General features: G+C 72.3%; 19 protein-coding genes. 9 read left to right on the top strand and 10 right to left on the bottom strand.

The window, feature by feature from the left end:
* The first annotated feature begins 146 nt into the window (after nt 1–146).
* Nucleotides 147–1,043 carry an NAD(P)H-dependent flavin oxidoreductase gene (locus tag FB470_RS00235; RefSeq protein WP_306987721.1) on the top strand — a complete coding sequence of 299 codons (897 nt, stop codon included), beginning with the start codon at nt 147–149 and terminating at the stop codon, nt 1,041–1,043.
* Nucleotides 1,043–2,608: an AMP-binding protein gene (locus tag FB470_RS00230; RefSeq protein ID WP_306987720.1), complete on the top strand. Its 1,566-nt coding sequence runs from the start codon at nt 1,043–1,045 to the stop codon at nt 2,606–2,608. The genes FB470_RS00235 and FB470_RS00230 overlap by 1 nt, the downstream gene beginning before the upstream one ends.
* A gap of 4 nt (nt 2,609–2,612) precedes the next feature.
* Here the strand turns inward: FB470_RS00230 and FB470_RS00225 are convergent, their stop codons facing one another.
* Nucleotides 2,613–3,497, bottom strand: coding sequence for a hypothetical protein (locus FB470_RS00225; RefSeq protein WP_306987719.1), 885 nt, complete (start codon nt 3,495–3,497; stop codon nt 2,613–2,615).
* The gene (locus FB470_RS00220; RefSeq protein WP_306987718.1) at nt 3,490–3,984 is read right to left on the bottom strand and encodes a hypothetical protein; all 495 of its coding nucleotides are present in this window, start codon (nt 3,982–3,984) and stop codon (nt 3,490–3,492) included. The genes FB470_RS00225 and FB470_RS00220 overlap by 8 nt, the downstream gene beginning before the upstream one ends.
* A gap of 405 nt (nt 3,985–4,389) precedes the next feature.
* On the opposite strand from FB470_RS00220, the gene FB470_RS00215 reads away from it, so the two are divergent.
* Nucleotides 4,390–5,766, top strand: coding sequence for a M14 family zinc carboxypeptidase (locus FB470_RS00215; RefSeq protein WP_306987717.1), 1,377 nt, complete (start codon nt 4,390–4,392; stop codon nt 5,764–5,766).
* A 123-nt stretch (nt 5,767–5,889) separates the two neighbouring features.
* Here the strand turns inward: FB470_RS00215 and catC are convergent, their stop codons facing one another.
* The 4 genes from catC to FB470_RS00195 are packed head-to-tail and all read right to left on the bottom strand — an operon-like array spanning nt 5,890 to nt 9,079.
* Nucleotides 5,890–6,165: a muconolactone Delta-isomerase gene (catC, locus tag FB470_RS00210; protein ID WP_306987716.1), complete on the bottom strand. Its 276-nt coding sequence runs from the start codon at nt 6,163–6,165 to the stop codon at nt 5,890–5,892.
* Between the two features lie 24 nt (nt 6,166–6,189).
* Complete coding sequence (gene catA / locus FB470_RS00205) at nt 6,190–7,035, bottom strand: catechol 1,2-dioxygenase (RefSeq protein ID WP_306987714.1); 846 nt, start codon at nt 7,033–7,035, stop codon at nt 6,190–6,192.
* A gap of 35 nt (nt 7,036–7,070) precedes the next feature.
* Entirely contained in the window at nt 7,071–8,174 is a 1,104-nt protein-coding gene (locus FB470_RS00200; protein WP_306987712.1) for a mandelate racemase/muconate lactonizing enzyme family protein, read from the bottom strand.
* The gene (locus FB470_RS00195; protein WP_306987711.1) at nt 8,171–9,079 is read right to left on the bottom strand and encodes a LysR substrate-binding domain-containing protein; all 909 of its coding nucleotides are present in this window, start codon (nt 9,077–9,079) and stop codon (nt 8,171–8,173) included. Before FB470_RS00195 ends, FB470_RS00200 begins: the two co-directional genes overlap by 4 nt.
* 222 nt (nt 9,080–9,301) lie before the next feature.
* On the opposite strand from FB470_RS00195, the gene benA reads away from it, so the two are divergent.
* Genes benA through benC form a run of 3 tightly spaced genes read left to right on the top strand, consistent with a single transcriptional unit; the run spans nt 9,302 to nt 13,836 of the window.
* Nucleotides 9,302–10,651 carry a benzoate 1,2-dioxygenase large subunit gene (benA, locus tag FB470_RS00190; protein ID WP_306987710.1) on the top strand — a complete coding sequence of 450 codons (1,350 nt, stop codon included), beginning with the start codon at nt 9,302–9,304 and terminating at the stop codon, nt 10,649–10,651.
* On the top strand, nt 10,648–11,160 hold the full coding sequence (gene benB / locus FB470_RS00185; RefSeq protein ID WP_306987709.1) for a benzoate 1,2-dioxygenase small subunit: 513 nt from the start codon (nt 10,648–10,650) through the stop codon (nt 11,158–11,160). Before benA ends, benB begins: the two co-directional genes overlap by 4 nt.
* A gap of 9 nt (nt 11,161–11,169) precedes the next feature.
* Nucleotides 11,170–13,836, top strand: coding sequence for a benzoate 1,2-dioxygenase electron transfer component BenC (benC, locus tag FB470_RS00180; RefSeq protein WP_306987708.1), 2,667 nt, complete (start codon nt 11,170–11,172; stop codon nt 13,834–13,836).
* Between the two features lie 56 nt (nt 13,837–13,892).
* On the opposite strand, the gene glpD is transcribed toward benC, so the two are convergent.
* The 3 genes from glpD to FB470_RS00165 are packed head-to-tail and all read right to left on the bottom strand — an operon-like array spanning nt 13,893 to nt 17,946.
* On the bottom strand, nt 13,893–15,581 hold the full coding sequence (glpD, locus tag FB470_RS00175; protein ID WP_306987707.1) for a glycerol-3-phosphate dehydrogenase: 1,689 nt from the start codon (nt 15,579–15,581) through the stop codon (nt 13,893–13,895).
* A 19-nt stretch (nt 15,582–15,600) separates the two neighbouring features.
* Nucleotides 15,601–17,112 (bottom strand): glycerol kinase GlpK, encoded by a 1,512-nt coding sequence (glpK, locus tag FB470_RS00170; RefSeq protein ID WP_306987705.1) that lies wholly within the window; start codon nt 17,110–17,112, stop codon nt 15,601–15,603.
* Nucleotides 17,113–17,130: 18 nt separating this feature from the next.
* The gene (locus tag FB470_RS00165) at nt 17,131–17,946 is read right to left on the bottom strand and encodes an MIP/aquaporin family protein (RefSeq protein WP_306987704.1); all 816 of its coding nucleotides are present in this window, start codon (nt 17,944–17,946) and stop codon (nt 17,131–17,133) included.
* A 153-nt stretch (nt 17,947–18,099) separates the two neighbouring features.
* On the opposite strand from FB470_RS00165, the gene FB470_RS00160 reads away from it, so the two are divergent.
* From FB470_RS00160 to FB470_RS00150, 3 genes are read left to right on the top strand one after another with little or no spacing between them, the layout of a single operon-like run.
* A complete protein-coding gene (locus tag FB470_RS00160) occupies nt 18,100–18,864 on the top strand; it encodes an IclR family transcriptional regulator (RefSeq protein ID WP_306987702.1) in 765 nt (254 codons plus the stop codon).
* A gap of 16 nt (nt 18,865–18,880) precedes the next feature.
* Entirely contained in the window at nt 18,881–20,821 is a 1,941-nt protein-coding gene (glpK, locus tag FB470_RS00155; RefSeq protein ID WP_306987700.1) for a glycerol kinase GlpK, read from the top strand.
* Between the two features lie 32 nt (nt 20,822–20,853).
* Nucleotides 20,854–23,469 (top strand): LuxR C-terminal-related transcriptional regulator, encoded by a 2,616-nt coding sequence (locus FB470_RS00150; protein ID WP_306987699.1) that lies wholly within the window; start codon nt 20,854–20,856, stop codon nt 23,467–23,469.
* Here FB470_RS00150 and FB470_RS00145 read toward each other — a convergent pair.
* A complete protein-coding gene (locus FB470_RS00145; RefSeq protein WP_306987697.1) occupies nt 23,464–24,414 on the bottom strand; it encodes a cation diffusion facilitator family transporter in 951 nt (316 codons plus the stop codon). The genes FB470_RS00150 and FB470_RS00145 overlap by 6 nt on opposite strands.
* Nucleotides 24,415–24,446 lie beyond the last annotated feature (32 nt).

Raw genomic sequence — 24,446 nt, 5'->3', positions numbered from 1 at the left:
GCGGTGTGACGCATTCTCGGTCGCGCTCGTCTTCTTTTGTCTAATTCGCCGAACTGTTTCCCGCCGGTCATTTGTTGCTCGGAGAAAACTGCATGCTTCCTTCCTCCTGGACCGCACGGTTGCGCCTTCCGTTGATCGCGGCGCCCATGACGGCCGTCTCGGGTCCCGACCTCGTCATCGCCGCCTGCCGGCACGGGGTGGTCGGGTCGTTCCCCACCCACAACGCGAGGAGTCCCGCGCAGCTCGGCCACTGGCTGACGAGGATGCGCGAGGTCCTCCCGGCGGCCGCCGCGCCGGTGGCGCCCAATCTCGTCGTTCACCGGTCGAACCCCCGGTTGGCGGACGACGTGGCCTGCCTCGTCCGCCACCGCGTAGAAGTCGTCATCACGAGCGTCGGTTCCCCGGAACCGGTGATCCAGCCGCTGCACGACGCCGGAGCGCTCGTGTTCGCCGACGTCGCCACGATGCGGCACGTGGACCGGGCCCTCGCTGCCGGTGCCGACGGGCTGGTGCTGCTCTCGGCGGGAGCCGGCGGCCAGACCGGCTGGAACAACCCGTTCGCGTTCGTGCGCGCGGTCCGGGAGGGCTACGACGGACCAGTGGTCCTCGCCGGAGGCGTGAGCGACGGTGTCGCGCTGTTCGCCGCGCGGATGCTCGGGGCGGACCTGGCCTACATGGGCACGCGGTTCATCGCGACCGAGGAGAGCCTCGCCGGTGACGACTACCGGCGCGCTCTCGTCGAGGCCTCGCTCGATGACATCGTGCTGTCCCGCGGACCCAGTGGGTTGCCGGCGAACTTCCTGGCCGGGTCGTTCGCGGCGGCGGGCAGCGGTGGGAGCGGGGAGCACCCGGCCACTTTCGACTTCCGATCCCTGGTGGACCCGCCCCGGGCCTGGGCCGCGGGACACACCGCCCACGGTGTCCGCCGCGTGCAGAGTGTCGCCGAGTTGGTCGAGTCGACCCGGGCCGAGTACCACACGGCCCATCGAGCGGTACCCCTTGATTCCCTCGCCGAGGCCTGCCCGGCCGGAAAGGAGTTCTGATGTCGTTGTGGGGCACGCTGCCTGGCGTCCTGGACCGCGCCTGCGCCTACTACCCGGACCGGGTGGCGATCGTGGACGGCGCCCGGCGGCTCCGTTACCGGGAGTTGCGGGAGTGGACCGACCGGGTCGGCAACGGCCTGCATGAACTCGGTGTGCGGAAGGGTGACCGGGTGGGCCTGCTGATGCCGAACTGCCTCGAGTTCATCCCCACGCAACACGGCATCTGGAAGGCCGGCGCCGCGATGGTGCAGATGCCGGCCCGCGCCTCGGCCGAAGATCTGGCCTTCTTCCTCGAGCAGTCGGGCGCCTCGACCCTGATCTACCACGCCCGGTTCGATCCCGTGGTCGCCAAGTTCCGTCACCGCCTGCCCGGCCTCCACCGGTACATCCGGCTCGGCGAAGATGAGGCGCAGGCGGAAACGTCCGACTACGGGCTGGTCTTCAGCGCGGCGCCCGCGGAGACGCCGGTGCCCGAGCCCGGCCCGCACGACCTGGCCTACGTCGCCTTCACCTCCGGCACGACGGGCACGCCGAAGGGTGTCATCTACACCCACGACGCCTGGTCGCACTACATCGTGACCGCGGGCATGGAGATCGCCGACACCCGGCCCGGCGAGGTGTTCGCCCACGGAGCACCCCTCACTCACTTCACCGGCGCGTTCGTGTTGCCGACCTTCATCCGTGGTGGGACGAACGTCATGCTGCCCACCCTGGACATCGACCTGCTGCTCGACGCCGTCGCGAAGGAGCGGGTCACGGCGACGGCGGTGGTACCGACCGCGTTGTACCTGCTGCTCGACCATCCACGGCTCGCCGCGGCTGATCTGTCCTCGCTGCGCACGGTGATCTACGCCGGGTCGCCGATCGCGCCCGAACGCCTTCGCCAAGCGCTGGCCGCGCTCGGTCCGATCTTCGTGCAGACCTACGCGGGTCATGAACCGGGGTTCATGACGACACTGCGGAAGGAGGACCACCGGTCGGGCACGCCCGAGGAACTCGCCCGGCTGGCGTCGGCGGGGCGTCCGATGTTCCACGTCGAAATGAGCATCCAGGACGCGTCCGACCGCGTCCTGCCGGTCGGTGACGTGGGGGAGGTCTGCACCCGGCAGGAGGGGCAGATGGTCGGTTACCTCAATCCCGCCCTCGACAGCGAGGCGATCAGGGGCGGCTGGGTGCACTCGGGCGACATCGGTTATCTCGACGACGACGGGTACCTCTACCTCGTCGACCGCAAGAAGGACATGATCGTCTCCGGCGGGTTCAACGTCTTCCCCCGGCAGGTCGAGGACGTCCTGACGCAACATCCCGCCGTGGCGCACTGCGCGGTGTTCGGCGTGCCCGACCCGAAGTGGGGCGAGGCGGTCAAGGCGGTCGTCGTCCCGAAGCCGGGCTGCGACGTCGCCGCAGGTGAGCTGATCGATCTGGTGAAGGAACGCAAGGGAAGCGTGTGGGCGCCGAAGAGCGTGGACTTCGTGTCCGCGCTGCCCCTGAACGCCTCCGGCAAGGTCGACAAGAAGTCGCTGCGCGCGCCGTACTGGGCCGGGCAGGAGCGGAGGATCGGTTGACGGCTCAGCATCCGGCCGCGGGGGTGCCCGGCGGGCCGAACTCCAGCCACACCGTGTTCGTCCGGGGGAGGAGGTACGTCGGGGCTCCGGTGCGCTGCCAGCCGTCCGGGACGAGGACGTACTGGCCGCCCGACTGGAGCAACAGCTTCAGCCCGGGGTAGCGGTACTGGAACGACCCGTCCGCGGCGGGGCAGTGGACCTCGCCCGGGAGGTTCAGCTCCTGGGTGCTGAACAGGACCGCCGCGGGGCGCGCGGCCAGCGCCTGCTCGGTCTCGAAGGCGCGGCGCACGCCGACCTGGCCGGCGTAGTCGGCCGCCGCCCAGAACAGCCCGAACGTCACCAGCGCGTAGGCGACCAGCCATTCCGCCACGCCCAGCGCGCTGCCGGCCGGTGACGTCCACCGGCGCCAGGCGAAGATCAGCAGCACGACGGCCAGCGCGAACCCGAGACCGGGCAGCGCGGTGAACCGCCGGTAGGGCACCGGGTCCAGCGCGATCGCGATCGTCACCGCCAGCAGCGCCGCCCCCAGCACCGCGGCCACCGGCGTCGCCCGGCGCAGGAGTGCCTGCCAGGCCCGCCGGGACAACCGGAAGTGCAGGAAGCGGATCAGGCCGAGCAGCAGGAACACCGCGGCGGCGATCTCGGCGACCGGCAGCAGCAACCCGTCCACACCGCGCGCGAGGATCTCCGGCGTCGTCTGCCCCAGCAGCGTGTAGTGCACGCGGAAGTAGCTGAAGAACACCTGCGTGGTCAGGAACCCGAAGTAGTAGAGCAGCCCGGTGAGCAGCGTGGCGTTCGCGGCGAGCGTGGCGACCACGCGCAGCGCCCTGGCCGGGCCGGTCTGCGGCTGCGCCCGGGGACGGGGTGGCGACAGCCGGGTCCTAGCCACCGGACTCGGTGGTCTCACCGGCGGACGACGATTCCTCCGAAGTGGACCCCTCCGTGCCGGTTTCCCCGGTCTGGTCACAGGGTCCGGCCGTGATGGTGATCGTCCCGCCCGGGCGGACCGGGTCCGGTGAGATGTCGGGCACGCACTTGCCCGACCCGACGATCCGCACGGTCACCCCGCACCGGCCCGGGCCGCAGATCCTCGCGAGTTCGTTGCGGATGGCGCGCTGCGCGCTTTCCGGGCCGGCGACCCGGACCGTGCTGTCGTAGTCGATCGGGCTGCCGGGCACGCCGGGCGCCGCACCCTTCGTCGTGCCCCGGCCGGTGGTGCCCGGCGCCGGCCCGCCACCCGTTCCGCCCGTCGCGGTGCTGGTGACCTCGACCGAACTGTCCCCCGGCGCTTCTCCGGGGATCGGCGACTTCGCGCCGCACGCCACCACCGCGGCACTGGCCGCGCCGATCAGCAACACACTGGGGAACCGTCGCATAGCCCACCGTCCCGAGGGAGGTCTTGTTACGAGGACGCGCGCGGGGCGCGCCCTGATACAGCAACGGACTGCGCCATTCGGGTGAATCCGAGGCCGACGGTGCTGGTTCGGGCGATCGAGGCGATGCCGAAACTGCCGCCGGCCGTGCCGCTGCCGTGCCCGGGCGGCGCCGGGCCCCGTGCGCGGCGACCGTCTGTCCGGAGTGGACGGTGACGCGGAGGTCCTGCCGGGGCTGGGCGAGTACCGGTCCTGAACCTCGTCGAGCCGGTTCACGCAGGTACGCCCCGGCGGCCGCCGGGTGTTTGTTACCGTCCGGGGGACGGCGTTCGCCTGCTCGGCCCTCGCTTTCCGCGGCGTATCCGGGTGAACTGGACCGACGAGCACCCGGAGACGAGGAGGGGATCCGTGCCGCTGCCGGAATGGCTGGTCAAGGAGATCGACGGGGTGGGGGACCACCGGGCGTTCGCGGGGGTCGACGAGCTGAACCGCGGGCTGCGGACGCTGGCGGCGGGGTACCGCGAGATCACGACGTTGCAGCGCGTCGGCACGTCCCGGCACGGCGAGCCGCTGCTGTGCCTGACCGTCGACGGTGAGCCCGGCGACCCGACGGCTCTGGTGTTCGGGTTGCCGCACCCGAACGAGCCGATCGGCGGGCTGACCGCGCTGCACCTGGCGAGCCGGCTGTGCGCCGACCCGGGGTTGCGGGCCCGGCTGCGGCACCGCTGGCGGATCATCGCCTGCATCGACCCGGACGGGCTGCGGCTCAACGAGGGCTGGCTGGCCGGGCCGTTCACCCGTGAGCACTACGCGCGGCACTTCTACCGCCCGGCCGGCCCGGACCAGGTCGAGTGGACCTTCCCGCTGGACTACAAGGACGCCTACTTCGACGCGGCCCTGCCGGAGACGCAGGCCCTGATGCGGCTGATCGACTCCGACCGCCCCGACCTGGTGTGCTCGCTGCACAACGGGGAACTCGGCGGCGTCTACTACTACCTCAGCCGTGCCGAGCCGGCGCTGCACCGGATCCTGCAGGAGGTGCCCGGGCACGTGGGCCTCCCGCTGGACCGCGGCGAGCCCGAGGCGCCCTACATCGTGCGGCTCGACGACGCGATCTTCCAGGGTTCGTCGATCCGCGGCGCGTACGACTACCTGACCGGGCAAGGCGAGCCGTGGACGAACGCGGCGGGCGACAGCACCGCGTCCTACGCCGGCCGGTACGGCGCGCTGACCCTGGTCACCGAACTGCCGTACTGGACCTCGGAAGCGGCCGACGACGACGGCCCGGCCGGCACCGGGTACGCCTCCGCGCTCGCCGCTCACGCGCAGGCCCTGACGGACCTGTCGTCGCTGATGGCGGAGACGATCACCGCGGTCACGCCGGAGCTGATGGTGCCGGACTCGCCGTTCTGGCGGGCCAGCCGGTCGTTCGCGGGAATGATGGCCGCCGCGGGGCGCAGTGCCCGCCGGCGCAGCGCCCAGCCGGACACCGACCGCGAGGCGACGGTCGCCGAGGTCGCGTCACTGGCCGAGGACACGCACAGCTTCCGGCTGCGCTACGGCGGGATCCTGTTGCGCGCCTTGGACGGGGAGCTGGCGGTGGGCAACACGCGGCCCACGGTGCGCGCGGCCCGCGAGCGGGTCGCGTCGCGGCACGGGGAGTGGCTGGCCGGGGACGCTGCGATCGGTGACTACCGGACGATCCCGATCCGCCACCTGGTGGCCACGCAGTACGGGGCGGTGGTGGCGGCGGCCGCGCACGTGGCGCGCCCGGCGGAGATCTAGCGTGTGCTTCGAAGCGGGGAGCTGGGGCGATGCCTGATGGCTGCGGTGGATCGACGCCGCCGGGCTGATCGTCCGGGAGGCCGGGGTCGGGACGCGCCAGCGCCCCGGCCCCGGCCGCACTGCTCAGATCTTGGAAGGATGAGTCGCCAAGGGCATCACCCGGATGTCCATGTACGGGAACAACGGCAACCCCGAAATCAGCTCGTGCAACTCGTCGTTCGACTCGACGTCGAAGATCGAGATGTTGGAGTACTCACCCACGATGCGCCACAGGTGGGGCCACTTCCCGGCCCGCTGCAGTTTCTGGCTGTATGCCTTCTCCCGCGCGACGATGTCCGCCCGCTCCGCGGGGTCGAGCGTCTCGGGCAGGTGCACATCCATCCGGACGTGGAACAACATGGGTGAGTCCTCCAGAACGAAAGATCAGGCGGGGTCCAGCACGAAACCGTACGACACGGTCTCGCCACCGTCGGCCGGCTTCGGGTCGAGCAGCAGTTCCGGCTTCACCGCCGAGGCGATGTCGTCGTCGTTGTGCTCGTCGCCGGGGAAGTACAGCTGCGCGGTCAGCAGCTCGTGGCCCGGTGCCGACACCTTCACGTGCAGGTGCGCCGGACGCCAGGCGTGCCAGCCGGCGGCGGCGATCAGCTTGCCGCAAGCCCCGTCGGTCGGGATCTGGTACGGCGCGGGCCGCACGGTGTGGATCTCGAACGAGCCGTCCTCCTCGACCGAGAAGGTGCCGCGCAGGTTCCACTCGGGGATGCCGGGCGCGAACTGCGAGTACAGGCCGTCGGAGTCGGCGTGCCACAGCTCGATCTTCGCGTCCTTGAGCGGGGTGCCGTCGACCGAGGTGACCTTGCCGGTCCACACCAGCGGGGTGCCGCCCTCGTTCTCGCGCATCGGGACCGAGCCGCGCGAGCCCTGCTCGGGCGCGCCGGGCACGTAGTACGGGCCCTCGATGGTGCCCTTGTTGCCCTTGCGGTGGGAGGTGGCGACGTCCTCGACGACGTGCTCGACCCACACGTCGAGGAACAGCGGCCACTCGCCGTCCTCGCCGACCTGGATCAGCCACGCTTTCAGCGCGTTGTACTCGTCGTAGGTGACCTTGTGCTTGCGGATCGTCTCGTGGACGGCCTCGATCACCTCGCGCGCCAGCGTCGACACCCGCTCCTTCGGGGTGTCGGCCACGGCGGCGAACTTGTCCGCCTTGAACCGCTGGGTGGCGCTGGCGCCCGACTCGGCGGCCGCGGGGGCGTGGGGGGTGGCGGTCATGGGATCCTCCTTGATTCCGTGATTCCGGGAAGTGTTCAGTTGTCCTGGCGGTAGCGGTCGAGCTTCTCCGGGTCGATCTCGACCCCGAGCCCGGCACCGGGCCGGATGGCCAGCTCGCCGTCCCGGATCTGGAGCGGTTCGGTGAGCAGGTCGTCGCTCATGTCGAGGAAGTTCGACAGCTCCCCGGCCCGGCGCGAGGTGAGCCGGTAGGACGCGCCGAACGCGACGGTGCAGATGGACCCGAGCTGGCCGTCGATCTGGTTGCCCATCACGACCTCCAGGCCCAGGCCCTCGGCCAGGTGGTGCACCCGCTGCGAGTGCGTGAACCCGGTGCGGGCGCACTTGATGCTGATCGCGGTGGCCGAGCCACCGAGGATCTCGCGGGTCACGTCGGCCGGGGTGACGGCCGACTCGTCGGCGATGAAGGGGACGTCGACCTGGGACACCAGCCACCGCCTGCCCAGCACGTCGTCGGCCGGGCACAGTTCCTCGGCGAACAGCAGCCCGAGGTCGGACATCTCCTTCATCGCCATCGCCGACTCCGCGGCGGTCCAGCCGCGGTTGCCGTCGACGTAGAGCTCCACGGCGTCGCCCAGACCCTCGCGCAGGGCCCGCACGACGGCGGTGTCCAGGCCGACCGGGCGGCGCCCGACCTTGACCTTGAACGTGGTGATGCCGTGCTCGTCGCGCATGCGCTGCGCCTCGGCGACCATCGCCGCCGGCTCGTCGAACCCGAGCATGTGCGACACGCGCATCCGGTCGGTGTAGCCGCCGAGCAGCTCGGTGACCTGCACGTCCAGCGTCCGGCCCAGCGCGTCCCACACGGCCATGTCGATCGCCGCCTTGGCCGCCGGGTTGCCGACGGTGCGGGCGAGGCGGGTCGCCATGGTCTCGCGCTCCAGCAGGCTCAGGCCGACCACCTGGGGCGCGAAGATCTTCTCGATCACGGCGATGATCCCGTCCTGGGTCTCGCCGTAGGTGAACGGCCGCGGCGGCGCCTCGGCCACGCCGACGATCCCGTCGTCGGTGTGCACCCGCACCAGCACGTGCTCGGCGACGTGCACCTCGCCGGAGGCGAACTTGAGCGGTTTGCGGTACGGGATGGCGAACGGGATCGCCTCCACGCGCGTGATCTTCATCGGCTGACCTCGGGTACGTGTGCTTGCGGGGCGAGTGCGGCCTCGAGGACCTCGAGCACCGACCGGACGAGCGGGGAGTCGTTGTCGTGGCGCCAGGCCAGGGCGAGTTCGACGGTGCCGGCGTCGGCGAGGTCGCGGAACACGACCCCGGCCAGCGGCAGAGCGCGCGCCGACGCGGGCAGCACCGCGATGCCGAGACCACCGGCGACCAGCGCGAGCAGCACGGCGGTGCCGGCCGCCTCGTGCTCGCGGTGCGGGCTGAACCCGGCGGCCTGGCAGCTGCGCAGGACGGCGTCGTTGACGACGGAGTCCTTGCTGGCGTAGGTGATGAACCCCTCGGTGCGCAGGTCCGCCATCGACACCACCGGCTCGACCGCCAGGCGGTGGTCGGCGGGGACGGCGAGGATCAGCGGCTCGGCCTCGAGGGTGTGCAGGTGGATGTCGTCGCCGCGGGCCGGCGGGCGCAGCACGCCCAGGTCCAGGTCGCCGTCGCGCAGGCCGTCGCACTGGGCGGGCGTGAGCAGGTCCGCGTGGACCTCGACGGCGACCCCGGGCAGGGTCGCCTTCACCGCACGGGCGATGCGCGGCAGGTGCGAGAACGCCGAGGTGCCGGTGAACCCCACCCGTACCAGGCCGAGACGGCCGTCGGCGATGCGGCGCACCCCGCGGACGCTGTCCTCGACCGCGTCCAGCACCCGCTGCGCCTCACCCAGCAGGAACTCACCCGCCGGGGTGAGCCGGACCTGCCGCGTGGTGCGGGTGAACAGCGGCGCGCCCAGCTCGGCCTCCAGCTGCCGGATCGCGTGCGACAGGGCGGGCTGCGCCATGTGCAGGCGCTCGGCCGCCTTCCCGAAGTGGCAGGTGTCGGCCACCGCGGTGAAGTACCGCAGGTGACGCAGCTCCATCGCCGGCCTCCTTCCTGCTCCTCGCCGGGCTATTGATTCACCGTAGGTACGGATATTGAGTCAAGACAAGGAGCGATTTTGGCTTGATTGATCGATGCCGTCGATTAATACCACCCTGGGTCAGGACTAGGTAATCGCCCGGTGTGACTGGTGCCACGGCTTGTCATGGTCAGGGGAACACGCAGAGCCGAGCAGTGCCGCTTGAGGCCGTTGGGAGTTTCCATGACCGAGACCCTGGACCACCTGTCGGCCGTCCTCGCCGACGCCGTCATCGAGGACCGCGACGCCGGGATCTACCGGGCCAACCGCCGGATCTTCACCGACGAGGAGATCTTCGAACTCGAGATGAAGCACATCTTCGAGGGCAACTGGATCTACCTCGCCCACGAGAGCCAGCTGCCGAACCCGGGGGACTACTTCACCACCTACATCGGCCGTCAGCCGGTGGTCATCACGCGCGACCGCGACGGGGAGCTGCACTGCCTGATCAACGCGTGCGCGCACCGCGGCGCGATGGTCTGCCGCCGCAAGACCGACAACCGGATGACGCTGACGTGTCCCTTCCACGGCTGGACGTTCCGCAACGACGGCACGCTGCTCAAGGTCAAGGACCCCGACGGCGCCGGCTACCCGGAGTCGTTCAACACCGGCGGCTCGCACGACATGACCAGGGTCGCGCGCTTCGACAGCTACCGCGGCTTCCTGTTCGGCAGCCTCAACGCCGACGTGCTGCCGCTGACCGAGCACCTGGGCGACACCACGAAGATCATCGACATGCTCGTCGACCAGTCCCCGGAGGGGCTGGAGGTGCTGCGCGGCGCGTCCACCTACACCTACGACGGGAACTGGAAGGTGCAGGCGGAGAACGGTGCCGACGGCTACCACGTGACCGCGACGCACTGGAACTACGCGGCCACCACCGCGCGCCGCAACACCGGTGAGTCCACGAACGACACCAAGACGCTCGACGCCGGCAGCTGGGGCAAGTCCGGCGGTGGCTACTGGTCCTTCCCGCACGGCCACCTGTGCCTGTGGACGTGGGCGGGCAACCCGCAGGATCGTCCACTGTGGAACCGGATGGACGAGCTGAAGGAGCGGTACGGCGACGCCAAGGGCGAGTTCATGGTCAAGGGGTCCCGCAACCTGTGCCTGTATCCCAACGTGTACCTGATGGACCAGTTCTCCACGCAGATCCGGCACTTCCGGCCGATCGCGCCGGACAAGACCGAGGTGACGATCTACTGCATCGCGCCCAAGGGGGAGAGCGCGGACGCGCGCGCCTGGCGGATCCGGCAGTACGAGGACTTCTTCAACGCCTCCGGCATGGCCACCCCGGACGACCTGGAGGAGTTCCGCTCCTGCCAGCTGACCTTCCGCGCCACCGCCGCACCATGGAACGACATGAGCCGCGGCGCCGAGCACTGGGTGACCGGGCCGGACGAGGTCGCCGAGGCCCTGGACATGAAGGGCGTCATCTCGGCGGGGCGGAAGAACGAGGACGAGGGGCTGTACCCGGTGCAGCACGGCTACTGGCGGGAGACCCTGCTCAAGGCGATCGGAGCGGACAAGTGAGCGTCACCACGGGCACGAAGACCATCACCCAGACCGACATCGAGCAGTTCCTCTACCGCGAGGCGCGCTACCTCGACGACCGCGAGTTCGAGCGGTGGCTGGACTGCTACGCCGACGACGTCGTCTTCTGGATGCCCTCCTGGGGCGACGACGACCTGCTGACCGAGGACCCGCAGAGCCAGATCTCGCTCATCTACTACCCGAACAAGGGCGGGCTGGAGGACCGGGTGTTCCGGATCCGCACCGAGCGCTCCAGCGCCACGTCGATCCCGGAACCGCGCACCAGCCACAACATCACCAACGTCGAGCTGATCGAGCGGCGCGGCGACATCGTGGACGTGCGGTTCAACTGGCACACCATGTACTTCCGGTACAAGACGGTCGACCCGTACTACGGGACGTCGTTCTACACGATCGACTTCTCCGGCGAGTCACCCCTGATCCGCCGCAAGACCGTGATCCTGAAGAACGACTACATCCACCACGTCGTCGACGTCTACCACATCTGAGGAGGCGTGATGACCCACCAGGTCGCACTGTCCTTCGAGGACGGAGTCACCCGCTTCATCACGTGCGAGCCGGACCAGACGGTCGCCGACGCGTCGTACCGGCAGCGCATCAACATCCCGCTGGACTGCCGCGACGGTGCGTGCGGGACGTGCAAGGCGTTCTGCGAGTCCGGTGAGTACGACGGCGGCACCTACATCTCCGACGCCCTGTCCGACGACGAGGCGGCGCGCGGGTACGTCCTGCCGTGCAGCATGAAGCCCCGCTCCGACCTGGTGCTGCAGATCGCCAGCACGTCGGCGGTGGCGAAGACGCAGGCGGCGACGTACACCGGCACGATCACCGCGCTGGACCGGTTGTCGCCGACCACGTTCGCCCTGACCGTGGAAACGCCGGACCGGGACAAGCTCGCGTTCCTGCCCGGGCAGTACGTCAACATCGAGGTGCCCGGCACCGGGCAGACGCGGTCGTACTCGTTCAGCAACGCGCCGGACGACAAGCAGCTGACGTTCCTGGTGAAGATCACGCCGGGCGGCGTGATGTCGGACTACCTGACCGGGCGCGCCGCGCCGGGGGACGCGCTGACGTTCACCGGTCCGAACGGCAGCTTCTTCCTGCGCGAGGCCGACCGGCCCGTGCTGCTGCTCGCCGGCGGGACCGGGCTGGCTCCGATCCTGTCGATCGTGCGCGCGATGCGGGCCTGCGGGTCGGCCCGCCCGGCGCACCTGATCTACGGCGTCACCACCGACGACGACCTGGTCGAGCTGGACACCCTCGCCGGGCTGGCCGACCAGGTCGAGGGGCTGACCTGGGACTACTGCGTCGCCGACCCGGACAGCACGGCGCCGAACAAGGGCTACGTGACCGCCCTGATCCGCGACGAGCACCTGCACGGCGGCGACGTGGCCGTGTACCTGTGCGGCCCGCCCCCGATGGTCGAGGCGGTGCGCAAGCACTTCGCCGACGCCGGGGTGGAGCCCGCGGGGTTCTACTACGAGAAGTTCGCGCTCTCCGCCGCGCCGTCCGCGGTGGAGACGGAGGCCGCCCCCGAGCCCGACGCCCCGCCGGAACCCGAGCCGGCTCCGGTTGTCCTGGCCCCGGCGCCCGCCGCGCCGGAGGTCCCGGCCGCCCCCGCCGATCCGGCTTCGTCCCCTTCGCCGGAACCGGCGGGGGCGGGCCGGGCCGTGGCCGGGCAGACCGTCTTCCCGGCCACCGAAATCGAACCGCTGCGCGGGACGGGCCCGGTCGCCGACGACGGACAGACCAAGCGCACCATCGCCGGTCAGGCCGTCTGGCCCGGTGGAACCGGCGGGGCGCTCGACCCGGGCGACACGGCGGCTCCCGTGGCGGCCCGCTCCATCGCGGGCCAGGAGATGCTGCCGCCCGCCGAAATCGCCCCGCTCACCGGGCCCGGGTGCTACGAGATCGGCGAGGAGCACCCGTCGGTGCACGAGTCGGATGCCGTGTTCGAGGCGCGGCAGGCCCTTGAGCTCGGCGCGGTGGAGATCACGATCGGCCGGCTCACCTCGCGGCAGCTCGCCGGGTACCGGCTGCTGGCCGAGGCATGCGTGCCCTATGTGGACGGTGACCGGTTCGTCGACGCCGCCGCGTACACCGAGACCAACGCCGCGTTCCACGACTACCTGTTCACCCAGACCGGCAACGAGCACCTGCTCCAGGCCTACCGCGCGCTCGGCGTGAAGGGGCACATGGAGGAGACGCTGCGCGACGCCACCTGGTGCCACCCCCGGTGCACCCAGGACCACCTGGACATCGTGGCCGCGTTCGAGGCGGGCGACCGGCAGACCGCGCGCCGCCTGGTCGCCGAGCACGCCGAGCGGTCGAAGATCACGATGCGCCGGGCGATGGACGACGCGAAGGCCGCCCGGCGGCCGAGGTTCCTCAGCCCCGGCCGGTTCGACGGCAAGGTCGTGGTGGTGACCGGTGCCGCGCAGGGCATCGGCGAGCGGGTCGCGCGCCGGATCAGCGCCGAGGGCGGCACCGTCGTCCTGGCCGACCGGTCGGACCTGGTCACCGGTGTGGCGGACGAGCTGACCGGCGAGGCCCTGCCGGTGCTCGCCGACCTGGAGACGTGGGAGGGCGCGCAGGCGGTGACCGAGGCGGCGATCGCCCGGTACGGCCGGATCGACGTGCTGGTCAACAACGTGGGCGGGGCGATCTGGTTCAAGCCGTTCACCGAGTTCACGCCGGCGCAGATCGACGCCGAGATCCGGCGGTCGCTGATGACGACGCTGTACTCGTGCCGCGCCGCGCTGCCGTCGATGGCCGCGCGGGGGCACGGGGTGATCGTGAACGTGTCGTCGGCCGCGACCCGCGGGATCCACCGCATCCCGTACTCGGCGGCGAAGGGCGGGATCAACGCCATCACGGCCTCGCTGGCGTTCGAATACGCCGGCACGGGAATCCGGGTGGTGGCGACCGCACCCGGTGGCACCGAAGCGCCACCGCGCCGGATCAGCCGCGGCGGTTCGGCCCTGGAGACCGAGCAGGAGCGGGCCTGGTTCCAGGCCCACATCGACCAGACGGTGAACTCGTCGCTGATGAAGCGCTACGGCACGCTCGACGAGCAGGCCGCCGCGATCACGTTCCTCGCCTCCGACGAGGCCGCCTACATCACCGGCACAGTCCTGCCGGTGGCGGGCGGCGACCTCGGCTGACACCCCCGGTGCCCCGGGTGATCCCACCCCTCAGGGAGATCACCCGGGGCGCGGTGTCAGCCCAGCAGGGCGGGCACGGCCAGGCGGCTCTCGTTCGCCGTCGCGTCGTCCGGGGCCTCCTGCGCCGCGCGCTCCGCGTCCACCCGGGCCCGGTAGTGGGCCACTTCGCGGTCCCGCCGCGAGGCCGACCACCCCAGCAGCGGGGCCATCAGATCCGCCACCACCGGCGCCGCGGCCAGCCCGCGGTCCCGCTGCTCGATCGAGATCCGGGTCCGCCGCGTCAGCACGTCCTCCAGGTGCAGCGCGCCTTCGTGCGTCACGGCGTACACCGCCTCCGCCTTGAGGTACTCCGGCGCGCCCGGGATCTCCCCGGCCAGCTCGGGCTGCTGCGCGGTCAGCGCCAGGACCTCGTCGACGGCGGTGCCGTACCGGCCGAGCAGGTGCTCGATCCGCGACACCGGCAATCCGGCGCGCCGCGCCAGCTCGTGCCGGCCGGCGTAGGCCTTCTCGTACCCCCGCGCGCCGACGATCGGCAGCCGGTCGGTCCACGACGGCGGCGCCGGGCGGTCCACATCGGACATCGCCGCGTCGACCGCGTCGGCCGCCATCACGCGGTACGTCGTGTACTTGCCACCGGCCACCACCACCAGACCGGGCACCGGGTGCGCCACCGCGTGCTCCCGCGACAGCTTGGTGGTCGCGGTCGCCTTGGCCGCCAGCAACGGCCGCAGCCCGGCGTAGACACCTTCGATGTCGTCGTGCGTGAGCGGCTCGCGCAGCACGGCGTTGACGTGGTCGAGCACGTAGTCCACGTCCGCGCGGCTGGCCGCCGGGTGCTCCCGGTCCAGGTCCCACTCGGTGTCGGTGGTCCCGACGATCCAGTGCGGGCCCCACGGGATCACGAACAGCACGCTCTTCTCGGTGCGCAGGATCAACCCGGTGTCCAGGTCGATCTTCGCGCGCGGCACCACCAGGTGGATGCCCTTGGAGGCGCGCACGTGGAACGGCGCCGGAATGCCCGCCGCCTCGGCGATGTCGTCGCTCCACACGCCGGTCGCGGAGATCACGCTGCGGGCCCGCACCGTGATCTCCGCGCCGCTCTCGCGGTCGACCACGGTCGCGCCGGTGACCCGCTCGCCGTCCCGGGCCAGCGAGGTGACCCGCACGCGCGTCACCACCGCGGCGCCCTGGTCCGCGGCCGTGCGCGCGATCATCATCGTGTGCCGGGCGTCGTCGACCTGCGCGTCGTAGTACTGGATCGCGCCGATCAGCGCGTCCTCGGCGAGGCCGGGCGCCACCTCGAACGCGCGGCGCCGGCTCAGGTGCCGGTGCCGCGGCAGCGCCCGCGCCCCGCCGAGCGTGTCGTACAACGTGACCCCCGCGCCGATGTAGCCGCGCTCCCACACCCGGTGCTTGAGCGGGACCAGGAACTTCACCGGGCGCACCAGGTGCGGCGCGAGCGTGCGCAACAGCAGAGCGCGCTCGCGCAGCGCCTCCCGCACCAGCTTGAAGTCCAGCTGCTCCAGGTACCGCAGCCCGCCGTGGATCAGCTTGCTCGACCGGCTCGACGTGCCGGCGGCGAGGTCGCGGGCCTCCACCAGCGCGACGGACAGCCCCCGCGAGGCGGCGTCCAGGGCGGCGCCGGCGCCGGTCACGCCGCCGCCGACGACGAGCACGTCGAACTCTTCGTTGGCCAGGCGCCGCAGGGCGTCACCGCGGTAGGCGGGGGACAGGGGTTGGGGCACGGCTTTCTCCTTGCGATCGTTATTCGACGTCGACCCAGTCGAGGGTGCGTCCGACGGCCTTCTGCCAGCCGGCGTACCCCTCGGCGCGCTGGGCGTCGCTCCACGACGGCTCCCAGCGCCGGTCCTCGTTCCAGTTCTGCTCCAGCTCGTCGGTCGACCGCCAGAACCCGACGGCCAGCCCGGCCGCGTAGGCGGCCCCGAGCGCGGTGGTCTCGGCGACGACCGGCCGGGACACCGGCACGCCGAGGATGTCCGCCTGCAGCTGCATGCACAGCTCGTTCGCGGTGACCCCGCCGTCCACGCGCAGCACGTCGAGCGGGACGCCGGAGTCGTTCTGCATCGCCTCCACGACGTCGCGCGTCTGGTAGCAGATCGACTCCAGGGTCGCCCGCGCCAGGTGGGCGTTGGTGGTGGCGCGGGTCAGGCCGACGATCGCGCCGCGCGCGTCGGAACGCCAGTACGGCGCGAACAGGCCGGAGAACGCGGGGACGAAGTAGATGCCGCCGTTGTCGTCGACCTGCCGGGCCAGCGTCTCGCTCTGCGACGCGCCGCTGATGATGCCCAGCTGGTCGCGCAGCCACTGCACGGCCGACCCGGTGACGGCGATCGAACCCTCCAGCGCGTACACCGGCTTGTCGTCGCCGAAGCGGTAGCACAGCGTGGTCAGCAGCCCGTGCTTCGAGCGCACCAGCTCGTGCCCGGTGTTGAGCAGCAGGAAGTTGCCCGTGCCGTAGGTGTTCTTGGCCGAGCCGGGGCGGAAGCACACCTGGCCGACGGTGGCCGCCTGCTGGTCGCCCAGCACACCGGTGATCGCGATCTCGCCGCCGAGCGGGCCGTCGGAGCGGGTGGTGCCGAAGTGGACCGAGGACGACTTGATCTCCGGCAGCATGCGCCGGGGGATGCCGAAGAACGACAGCAGCTCGTCGTCCCAGTCCAGCGTCTCCAGGTCCATCAGCATGGTGCGGGAGGCGTTGGTGACGTCGGTGACGTGCACCCCGCCGTCGGTGCCGCCGGTGAGGTTCCAGATGAGCCAGCTGTCGGTGGTGCCGAACAGCGCGTCCCCGTTCTCGGCGTCGGCGCGGACGCCGTCGACGTTCTCCAGGATCCACTGCAGCTTCCCGCCGGAGAAGTAGGTCGCCGGGGGGAGGCCCGCCTTGCGCCGGATGACGTCACCCTGGCCGCCGCGTTCGAGCGCGGAGGCGATCCGGTCGGTGCGGGTGTCCTGCCACACGATCGCGTTCGTGTAGGGGCGGCCGGTGCGGCGGTTCCACACCACGGTGGTCTCGCGCTGGTTGGTGATGCCCAGCGCGGCGAGATCGCCGGCCGTCAGGTTCGCCTTGGTCAGCGCGCTCGCGATCACGGCGCGGGTGCGCTCCCAGATCTCGGTCGGGTTGTGCTCCACCCAGCCCGGCCGGGGCAGGATCTGCTCGTGCTCGAGCTGGTGGCGGGCGATCTCGTTGCCGCCGTGGTCGAAGATCATGAATCGGGTGCTGGTCGTGCCCTGGTCGACGGCACCGACGAAATCGGGCATGGTCACTCCTTCGTGAACTCAGGCGGACGGCTCGAGGGCCTTGGCGGGGCCGATGTCCTCGCTGCGGGGCAGGTGGCGGCTGATGAAGTACTTGTAGATGCCGCCGCCGATCACGGCGCCGATCAGCGGGGCGACGATCGGGACCCACCAGTACGGGTTGCCGTACTGGTCGTTCCACGCGGTGTCGTAGCCGGTGAGCCAGGACGCCAGGCGCGGGCCGAAGTCGCGGGCCGGGTTGATCGCGTAACCGGCGTTCGTGCCCCAAGCCATGCCGATCGCGACCACCAGGAATCCGACCACGACCGGGCCGAGGTTCGCCGCGGGCGCGGTGTTGCGCAGGTCGGTGATGGCGAAGATGACCAGGGCCAGGATCGCGGTGCCGATCACCTGGTCGCGGAAGGCGCCCCAGTCGCCCACCGGCAGCGTGCCGTTGCCCGGCAGCGTCGAGAACACGCCCTGGGTCTTGATCGTCAGCCCCGGGTCCGCGGCGTGCAGGACCTCGGTGTAGTTCCAGCGCACGAGCAGCGCGGCGATGAACGCACCGGCGGTCTGGGCCAGTGCGTAGGGGGCCACCTTGCGCCAGGAGAACCCCTGGAACACGGCCAGCGCGACGGTGACCGCGGGGTTGAGGTGGGCGCCGCTGACCCGCGAGGCGACGTAGACGCCGAGCGTCACGCCGAGTCCCCAGGCCCAGGCGATGCTGTCGTGGTCCCCGATACCGGCGGCCGCGACCTGCGCCACCACCCCGCACCCGAACAGGATGAGGATCATCGTGCCCACGAACTCGGCGGCGAGTTCGCCACCGAGCCCGCGCGCCTTGAGGCTTCGCGTCATTGCTTCCTCCACAAAGGACCGTTTCCCCCCTTGGTCCGCCGAAGCTACGACCGCGGGTGAGACCGGGGCAACGCGCCGCGGTCAGCATTGTCGAACACTCCGGGGCGCGGTTCGACATTGTCGAACGGCCGCCGGTCGGTTAGGGTCCCGCCTGTGCCGGGTCCCATCCAGTCCATCGAGCGCGCCGCCGCGATGCTGCGGCTGCTGGCGCGCGGCTCCGGGCGGCTGGGGGTGGCCGAGATCGCCGAGTCGCTGGAGCTGGCGAAGGGCACCGCGCACGGCATCCTCCGCACGCTGGCCGGCGTCGGGTTCGTCGAGCAGGACCGCGACACCGGCAAGTACCAGCTCGGCGCCGCGCTGCTGCACCTGGGCACCAGCTACCTCGACGTGAACGAGCTGCGCTCGCGGGCCATCAACTGGGCCGACGCGCTGGCGGCCCGCAGCGGGGAGACGGTGCGCATCGGCGCGCCGCTGGACGGGCGGGTGCTGGTCGTGCACCACGTCTTCCGCCCGGACGACACCCCGCAGACCCTCGACGTCGGCGCCCTGCTGCCGCCGCACGCGACCGCGCTGGGCAAGGTCCTGCTGGCCTACGACGCGGCGCTGGCGGCGTCGTGGCGCTCCGGCGAGCCGGAGTCCTACACGCGCCGGACGCTGGTCACCCCGGCGGCGATCAAACACGCGCTCGCCGAGGTCCGCCGGGCGGGCTGGGCCGGCGAGCGCGGTGAACTGGTCCCCGGCGAGGCCGGGATCGCCGCGCCCATCCGCGGCCACGGTGGCATCGTGGTCGGGGCGATCGGCGTGTCCGGCGCGGAGGACCGGATCTGCGAACCCGGCGGGAGCCCGAAACCGCGGCTGCTCGCCTACGTCCGCGACGCGGCCCGGGCGGTGTCCCGCGACCTCGTCGCATCCCGGTGACGAGGAGGCCGCCCGCATGGTGCAGCGCTACGTGATGGCGATCGACCAGGGCACGACGTCGACCCGGTGCATCCTGTTCGACGCCCGTGGGCGCCTGGTCTCGGTGGCCCAGCGCGAGCACCAGCAGCACTTCCCGCGACCGGGCTGGGTCGAGCACGACGCCGTCGAGATCTGGCGCAACCTCGGCCGGGTGGTCCCGCAGGCGCTGTCCGACGCGGGGATCGAGGCCGGGCAGGTCGCCGCTCTGGGCATCGCCAACCAGCGCGAGACGACCGTGCTGTGGGACCGCCGGACCGGCGTCCCGGTCGGCCGCGCGATCGTCTGGCAGGACACCCGCACCGACGGGATGGTCGACCAGCTGGCCCGCGAGCCGGGCGCGGACCGGGTCCGCCGGTTGTGCGGGCTGCCGCTGGCCACGTACTTCTCCGCGCCGCGCCTGCGCTGGCAGCTGGAGCACACCCCGGGGCTGCGGGAGCGGGCCGAGCGCGGCGAGGTGCTGTTCGGCACGATCGAGACCTGGCTGATCTGGAACCTCACCGGCGGACCCGACGGCGGGGTGCACGTCACCGACGTCACCAACGCCTCCCGCACGATGCTGATGAACCTGCGCACGTTGTCCTGGGACGACGAGCTGCTCGAGTTCTTCGACGTGCCGCGCGTGATGCTGCCCGAGATCCGCTCCTCGACCGAGGTGTACGGCACGACCTCCCGCGTGGTGCCGGGCATCGACATCGCCGCCGCGCTCGGCGACCAGCAGGCGGCGCTGTTCGGCCAGACCTGCTTCGCGCCGGGCGAGGCGAAGTGCACCTACGGCACCGGCAGCTTCCTGCTGCTCAACACCGGCACCACGCCGGTGCTGTCCACCCACGGCATGCTCACCACGGTCGGCTTCCGGATCGGCGACGAACCCGCGGTGTACGCGCTCGAGGGCTCGATCGCGGTGACCGGGTCGCTGGTGCAGTGGTTCCGCGACGGGCTCGGGCTGATCAGCAGCGCGCCGGAGATCGAGACGCTGGCGCGCACGGTCTCCGACAACGGCGGGTGCTACATCGTGCCCGCCTTCTCGGGCCTGTTCGCCCCGCACTGGCACAGCGAGGCGCGCGGGGTGATCGCGGGGCTGACGTCCTACATCACCAAGGGGCACCTCGCCAGGGCCGTGCTGGAGGCCACCGGCTGGCAGACCCGCGAGGTGGTCGAGGCGATGAACGCCGACTCCGGCCTCGCGCTGTCGACCCTGCGGGTGGACGGCGGGATGACCGCGGACAACCTGCTCATGCAGTTCGTCGCCGACGTCCTCGACGTGCCGGTGGTCCGGCCCATGGTCGCCGAGACGGTGTCGCTGGGCGCTGCCTACGCGGCGGGGCTGTCGGTGGGGTACTGGCCGGACCTGGAGGGGTTGCGGCGCAACTGGCACCGCGCGGCCCAGTGGCTGCCCGAGATGGACCTGGCGCGGCGCGAGCGGGAGTACGCGCAGTGGCGGCAGGCGGTGGCGCTGACCTTCGGCTGGACCCGCCCGGCCCCCGCCGCGACGCCGGGATCGGACGTGACGGAACTGGTCCAGGCCGACCACCGCCGCCTCGAAGAGCTGTTCCGCGGGTTGCGGGACGAGCAGGCGGACCGGGATTTGCTGACGGCCGAGCTGGCCGCGCTGCTGACCGCGCACGCCGCGGCGACCGAGCGCGTGCTCCACCCGTCCGAGCCCGGCCCGGACGTCTCCGCCGACGTCCGGGCGATCACCGAGCCCGGGCCGGAGGGGGAGAAGGCGTTGCTGCGCCTGGAGAACGCCGTGGACGAGCACATCCGCGGCGAGGAGCGGGGGCTGCTCAACGAGCTGCGGCGCACCGTGTCCCCCGCCGAGCGGCTCGGCCTGGGCAGGGCGTTCGCCGCCGAGCGCGCGCGGCGCCTGGAGCGGGCCCGTGCCGGCGGCCCGGATCCGCGGGGCGGGGTTCAGCTGTGAGTGCGCGGGTGGCGTCGGCCTAGAGTGGCCGTGTGGTCCACCGTCGCCCGCAGCTGATCGCCCGCGCCGCCGCGCTCGCCGTCCTGGACAACGCCGCGGCCCGGGACGAGCCGGCGTTCGTGCTGGTCACGGGCCCGGCCGGGGTCGGGCGCACCGCGCTGGCCGACGAGTTCGCCGCGCGGCACGGCTCCGGGCTGCGGCGCGCGACCGGGGTGCCGTGGGAAACCGGCCGCGGCGGCGGCGTGCTCGGCCAGCTCGGCGGCGAGCCGGAAGTGGCTATTGTGGACGATGCACAGTGGGCGGACGCGGAATCGTTGCGGGCACTGGTGTCCGCGGTCCGGCACGGGGAATCCGGACCACTCGTCGTCGCCACCTGCGTGAGCGGGGATCCGCACGTCCCGGCGGCGACGCTGGAACTGCTGCACCGCGCCGCGACCACCACGATCCGCCTGGAACCCCTCACCGCGCCCGAGGTCGGTGAACTCGCCGCCGCGCACGGCGTCCTGCTGCACCCCTCGATGGCCGAACGGCTCTGGCGGCACACCGGCGGCATCCCGCGTCACATCGTGCAGTTGCTCGCCGAGGTGCCGCCCTCGACGTGGGCGCGGTTCGACCCCGACCTGCCCGCACCCGCCGCCGTCGCCGCACGGGTGCGCGAGGGCCTGGATTCCTGTTCCGCGGAGGCGCGGCGGCTGGCCGAGGCGTTCGCCGTGCTCGGGGCCGGCACCGCGGTGCGGGACGCCGCGTCGCTCGCCGGGATCGGCACCGACGTGCTGCCCCTGCTCGACGAGGCGTGCGCCGCGGGGCTGGTCGCCTTCGCCCCGCGCGGGCTGACCGAGGCCGGCCCGCCGGACGAGATGGTGCGCGCCGCGGTGCTCGCCGCCATGGGCCCGGCCGCCGCGGCGGACGCGCACCGGCGTGCCGCGGACCTCATCGACGACCCGGTCCGGCGCATGCACCTGCTCGTCGCCGCCTCGCCGGTGCCGGACGCCGCGGTCGCCGACCGGCTCGACGAACTGGCCGCGGAACGCGCCGCCGAAGGTGCCTGGGGTGTGGCGGCGTCGCTGCTGTCCGACGCCAGCCGCCTCACCGACGACCGGCTGCTGCGTGAAAGCCGGCTCACCCGGGCGGTGGACGCCTTGATCGGCGCCGGCGACGCGTTCGCCGCGGCCGCCCTGGTCCCGGCGGTGGAGAGCCTGCGGGAGACGCCGCTGCGCAACGCCGTCCTCGGCTACCTGGCGATCGTGCGCGGCCGCGCCGCCGAGGCGGAAACCCGTCTCGGCCGGGCCTGGGACCTGGTCAACGCCGAGCGGGAGCCCGAGGTGGCGGCTCTGATCTGCCAGCGTTACGTGCTGCACTCGCTGTCCCGGTGCCAGGCCGGGGACATGGTGCGCTGGGCCGACCGCGCGATCTCGCTGGTGCGGCCGGACGCGCCGGCGGCGGTCGAGGCGGCGGCGATCCGGGGTCTGGGCCTGGCCGGCAGCGGGCGCGCGGACGAGGCGCTGGCCGGCTACGACGCGCTGGCCGAACGCGTGCAGCACGGCGCGCAGGCGCAGCGGATCCTGATGGGCCGGGGCTGGCTGAACCTGATGGTCGACGCGATCGACGAGGCGCGCACCGACCTGGAGATCTCGGTGCCCACCACGTTCCTGGGCGGTTCGACGCGGATCTCGCTGTGGGCGCGGGGCTGGCTGGCGCGGGCGCAGTTCGTGACGGGGGAGTGGGACGACGCGCTGCGCACGGTCGCGGAGGCCGAGCCACTGCTGGACCGCTCCGGCATCGTGCTGGCCGGACCGCTGCTGGCGTGGACCACGGTCGCCGTGCACGCGCTGCGCGGCGACTGGGACCGGGCCGAGGAAGCGTTGCGCCGCGCCGACGCCGGGCCGCAGGACTACGAGATCATGCGCGTGCCGTCGTGCCTGGCGCGCGCCCAGATCGCCGAAGCCCGCGCCGATTCGGCCGGCGTGCTGCGCGCGCTGCGCCCGCTCACCCTGCCGTGGGCGGGCGGGAGCATCGACGAGCCGGGGTACTGGCCGTGGGCGGAGATGTACGCGCACGCGCTGGTCCTGGAGGGCAAGACTGCCGAGGCGGACGCGTTCCTGGTGCCGCACGAGCGGCTCGCGGCACAGCGGGACCGGGCGTCGGCGCGGGCCCGGCTGGGCGCCGCCCGCGGCCGGCTCCGGGGCACGCGGGGCGACCTGGACGGCGCGCGGGCGGCGTTCGACGAGGCCGTCGGCCTGCTGGAGGACCTGCCGCTGCGCTACGACCTGGCGCGGGTGAACTTCGCCTACGGCCAGATCCTGCGCCGCGCGGGTAAACGCCGCGAGGCGGACACCGTGTTCACCACGGCGCGCGACGCGTTCGCGGCACTGGGAGCCGCCACCTACGTGGCGCGCTGCGACCGCGAGCTCAAGGCCGGCGGCGTGCACGCCCCGCGCGGCGACCGCGGGTTCGACGAGCTGACGCCCCAGGAGGAGGCGGTGTCCCAGCTGGTCGCGAGTGGACTGTCCAACCGGGAGGTCGCGGCGGAGCTGTTCCTGTCCACCAAGACGGTGCAATACCACCTCACCCGGATCTACGCCAAGCTCGGCATCCGGTCCCGCGCGGAGCTGGCCGCGCGGCGCCGTTCCCCCGGTGACGGGTCATGAGCGGACCGCCGCGGGCTCGGTGTGGATGACGGCGGCCGCGAGGCGCGGGGTCGCCCGGCGGAGCTCGTGTTCGACCTCGTGGGCGAGCCGGTGCGCCTCGTCGACGGTGAGGGTGGCCTCGACGCGGATGGCGAGCTCGGCGTGCAGGGTGTGGCCGATCCAGCGCATCCGCAGGTCCGCGACGTCCTGCACGCCGGGCACGGCGCGGGCGGTCCGTTCGGCCCGGTCGACGATCGCGGGCTCGACGCCGTCCATGAGGCGGCGGAACACCTCGCGAGCGGCGTCGCGCAGGACGAACAGGATGGCGACGGTGATGACGAGGCCGACGACCGGGTCGGCGGCGGGGAAGCCGAGCGCGACACCGAGGGCGCCGAGGACGACGGCCAGTGAGGTGAAGCCGTCGGTGCGGGCGTGCAGGCCGTCGGCTACGAGCGCGGCGGAGCCGATCCGGCGGCCCACGGTGATGCGGTAACGCGCGACGAGCTCGTTGCCGGCGAACCCGACGACCCCGGCGAGCGCGACGACCCACAGGTGTTCCACCGGCCGCGGGTCGAGCAGGCGGCCGACCGCCTCCCAGGCGGCGAACGCGGCGGACGCGGCGATGATCAGGACCACGACCACGCCGGCGAGGTCCTCGGCTCGACCGAGACCGTAGGTGTAGCGCCGGGTCGCGGCCTTGCGGCCGAGCAGGAACGCGAGCCCCAGCGGCAGCGCGGTCAGCGCGTCGGCGAAGTTGTGGATCGTGTCGCCCAGCAGCGCCACCGAGTCCGTGAGCAGCACCAGGGCCAACTGCACCAGCGCGGTGGCGAACAGCGCGGCGAAGGACCAGGTCAGGGCGCGGACCCCGGACCGGCTGGTCTCGAGCGCGTCGTCCCAGCGCTCGGCGCTGTCGTGGTGGTGCGGGGTGAGGACGTGGCGGATCCGGTGCCACAGTCGCGTCGTCATGGCGGGAACAGTACCAGCCTATCTGCGTATAC

This window comes from Amycolatopsis thermophila (assembly GCF_030814215.1).
Lineage (GTDB): Bacteria > Actinomycetota > Actinomycetes > Mycobacteriales > Pseudonocardiaceae > Amycolatopsis_E > Amycolatopsis_E thermophila.
Note: the sequence above shows the minus strand (reverse complement) of the source record. Positions and strands in the feature narration are given on the sequence as shown.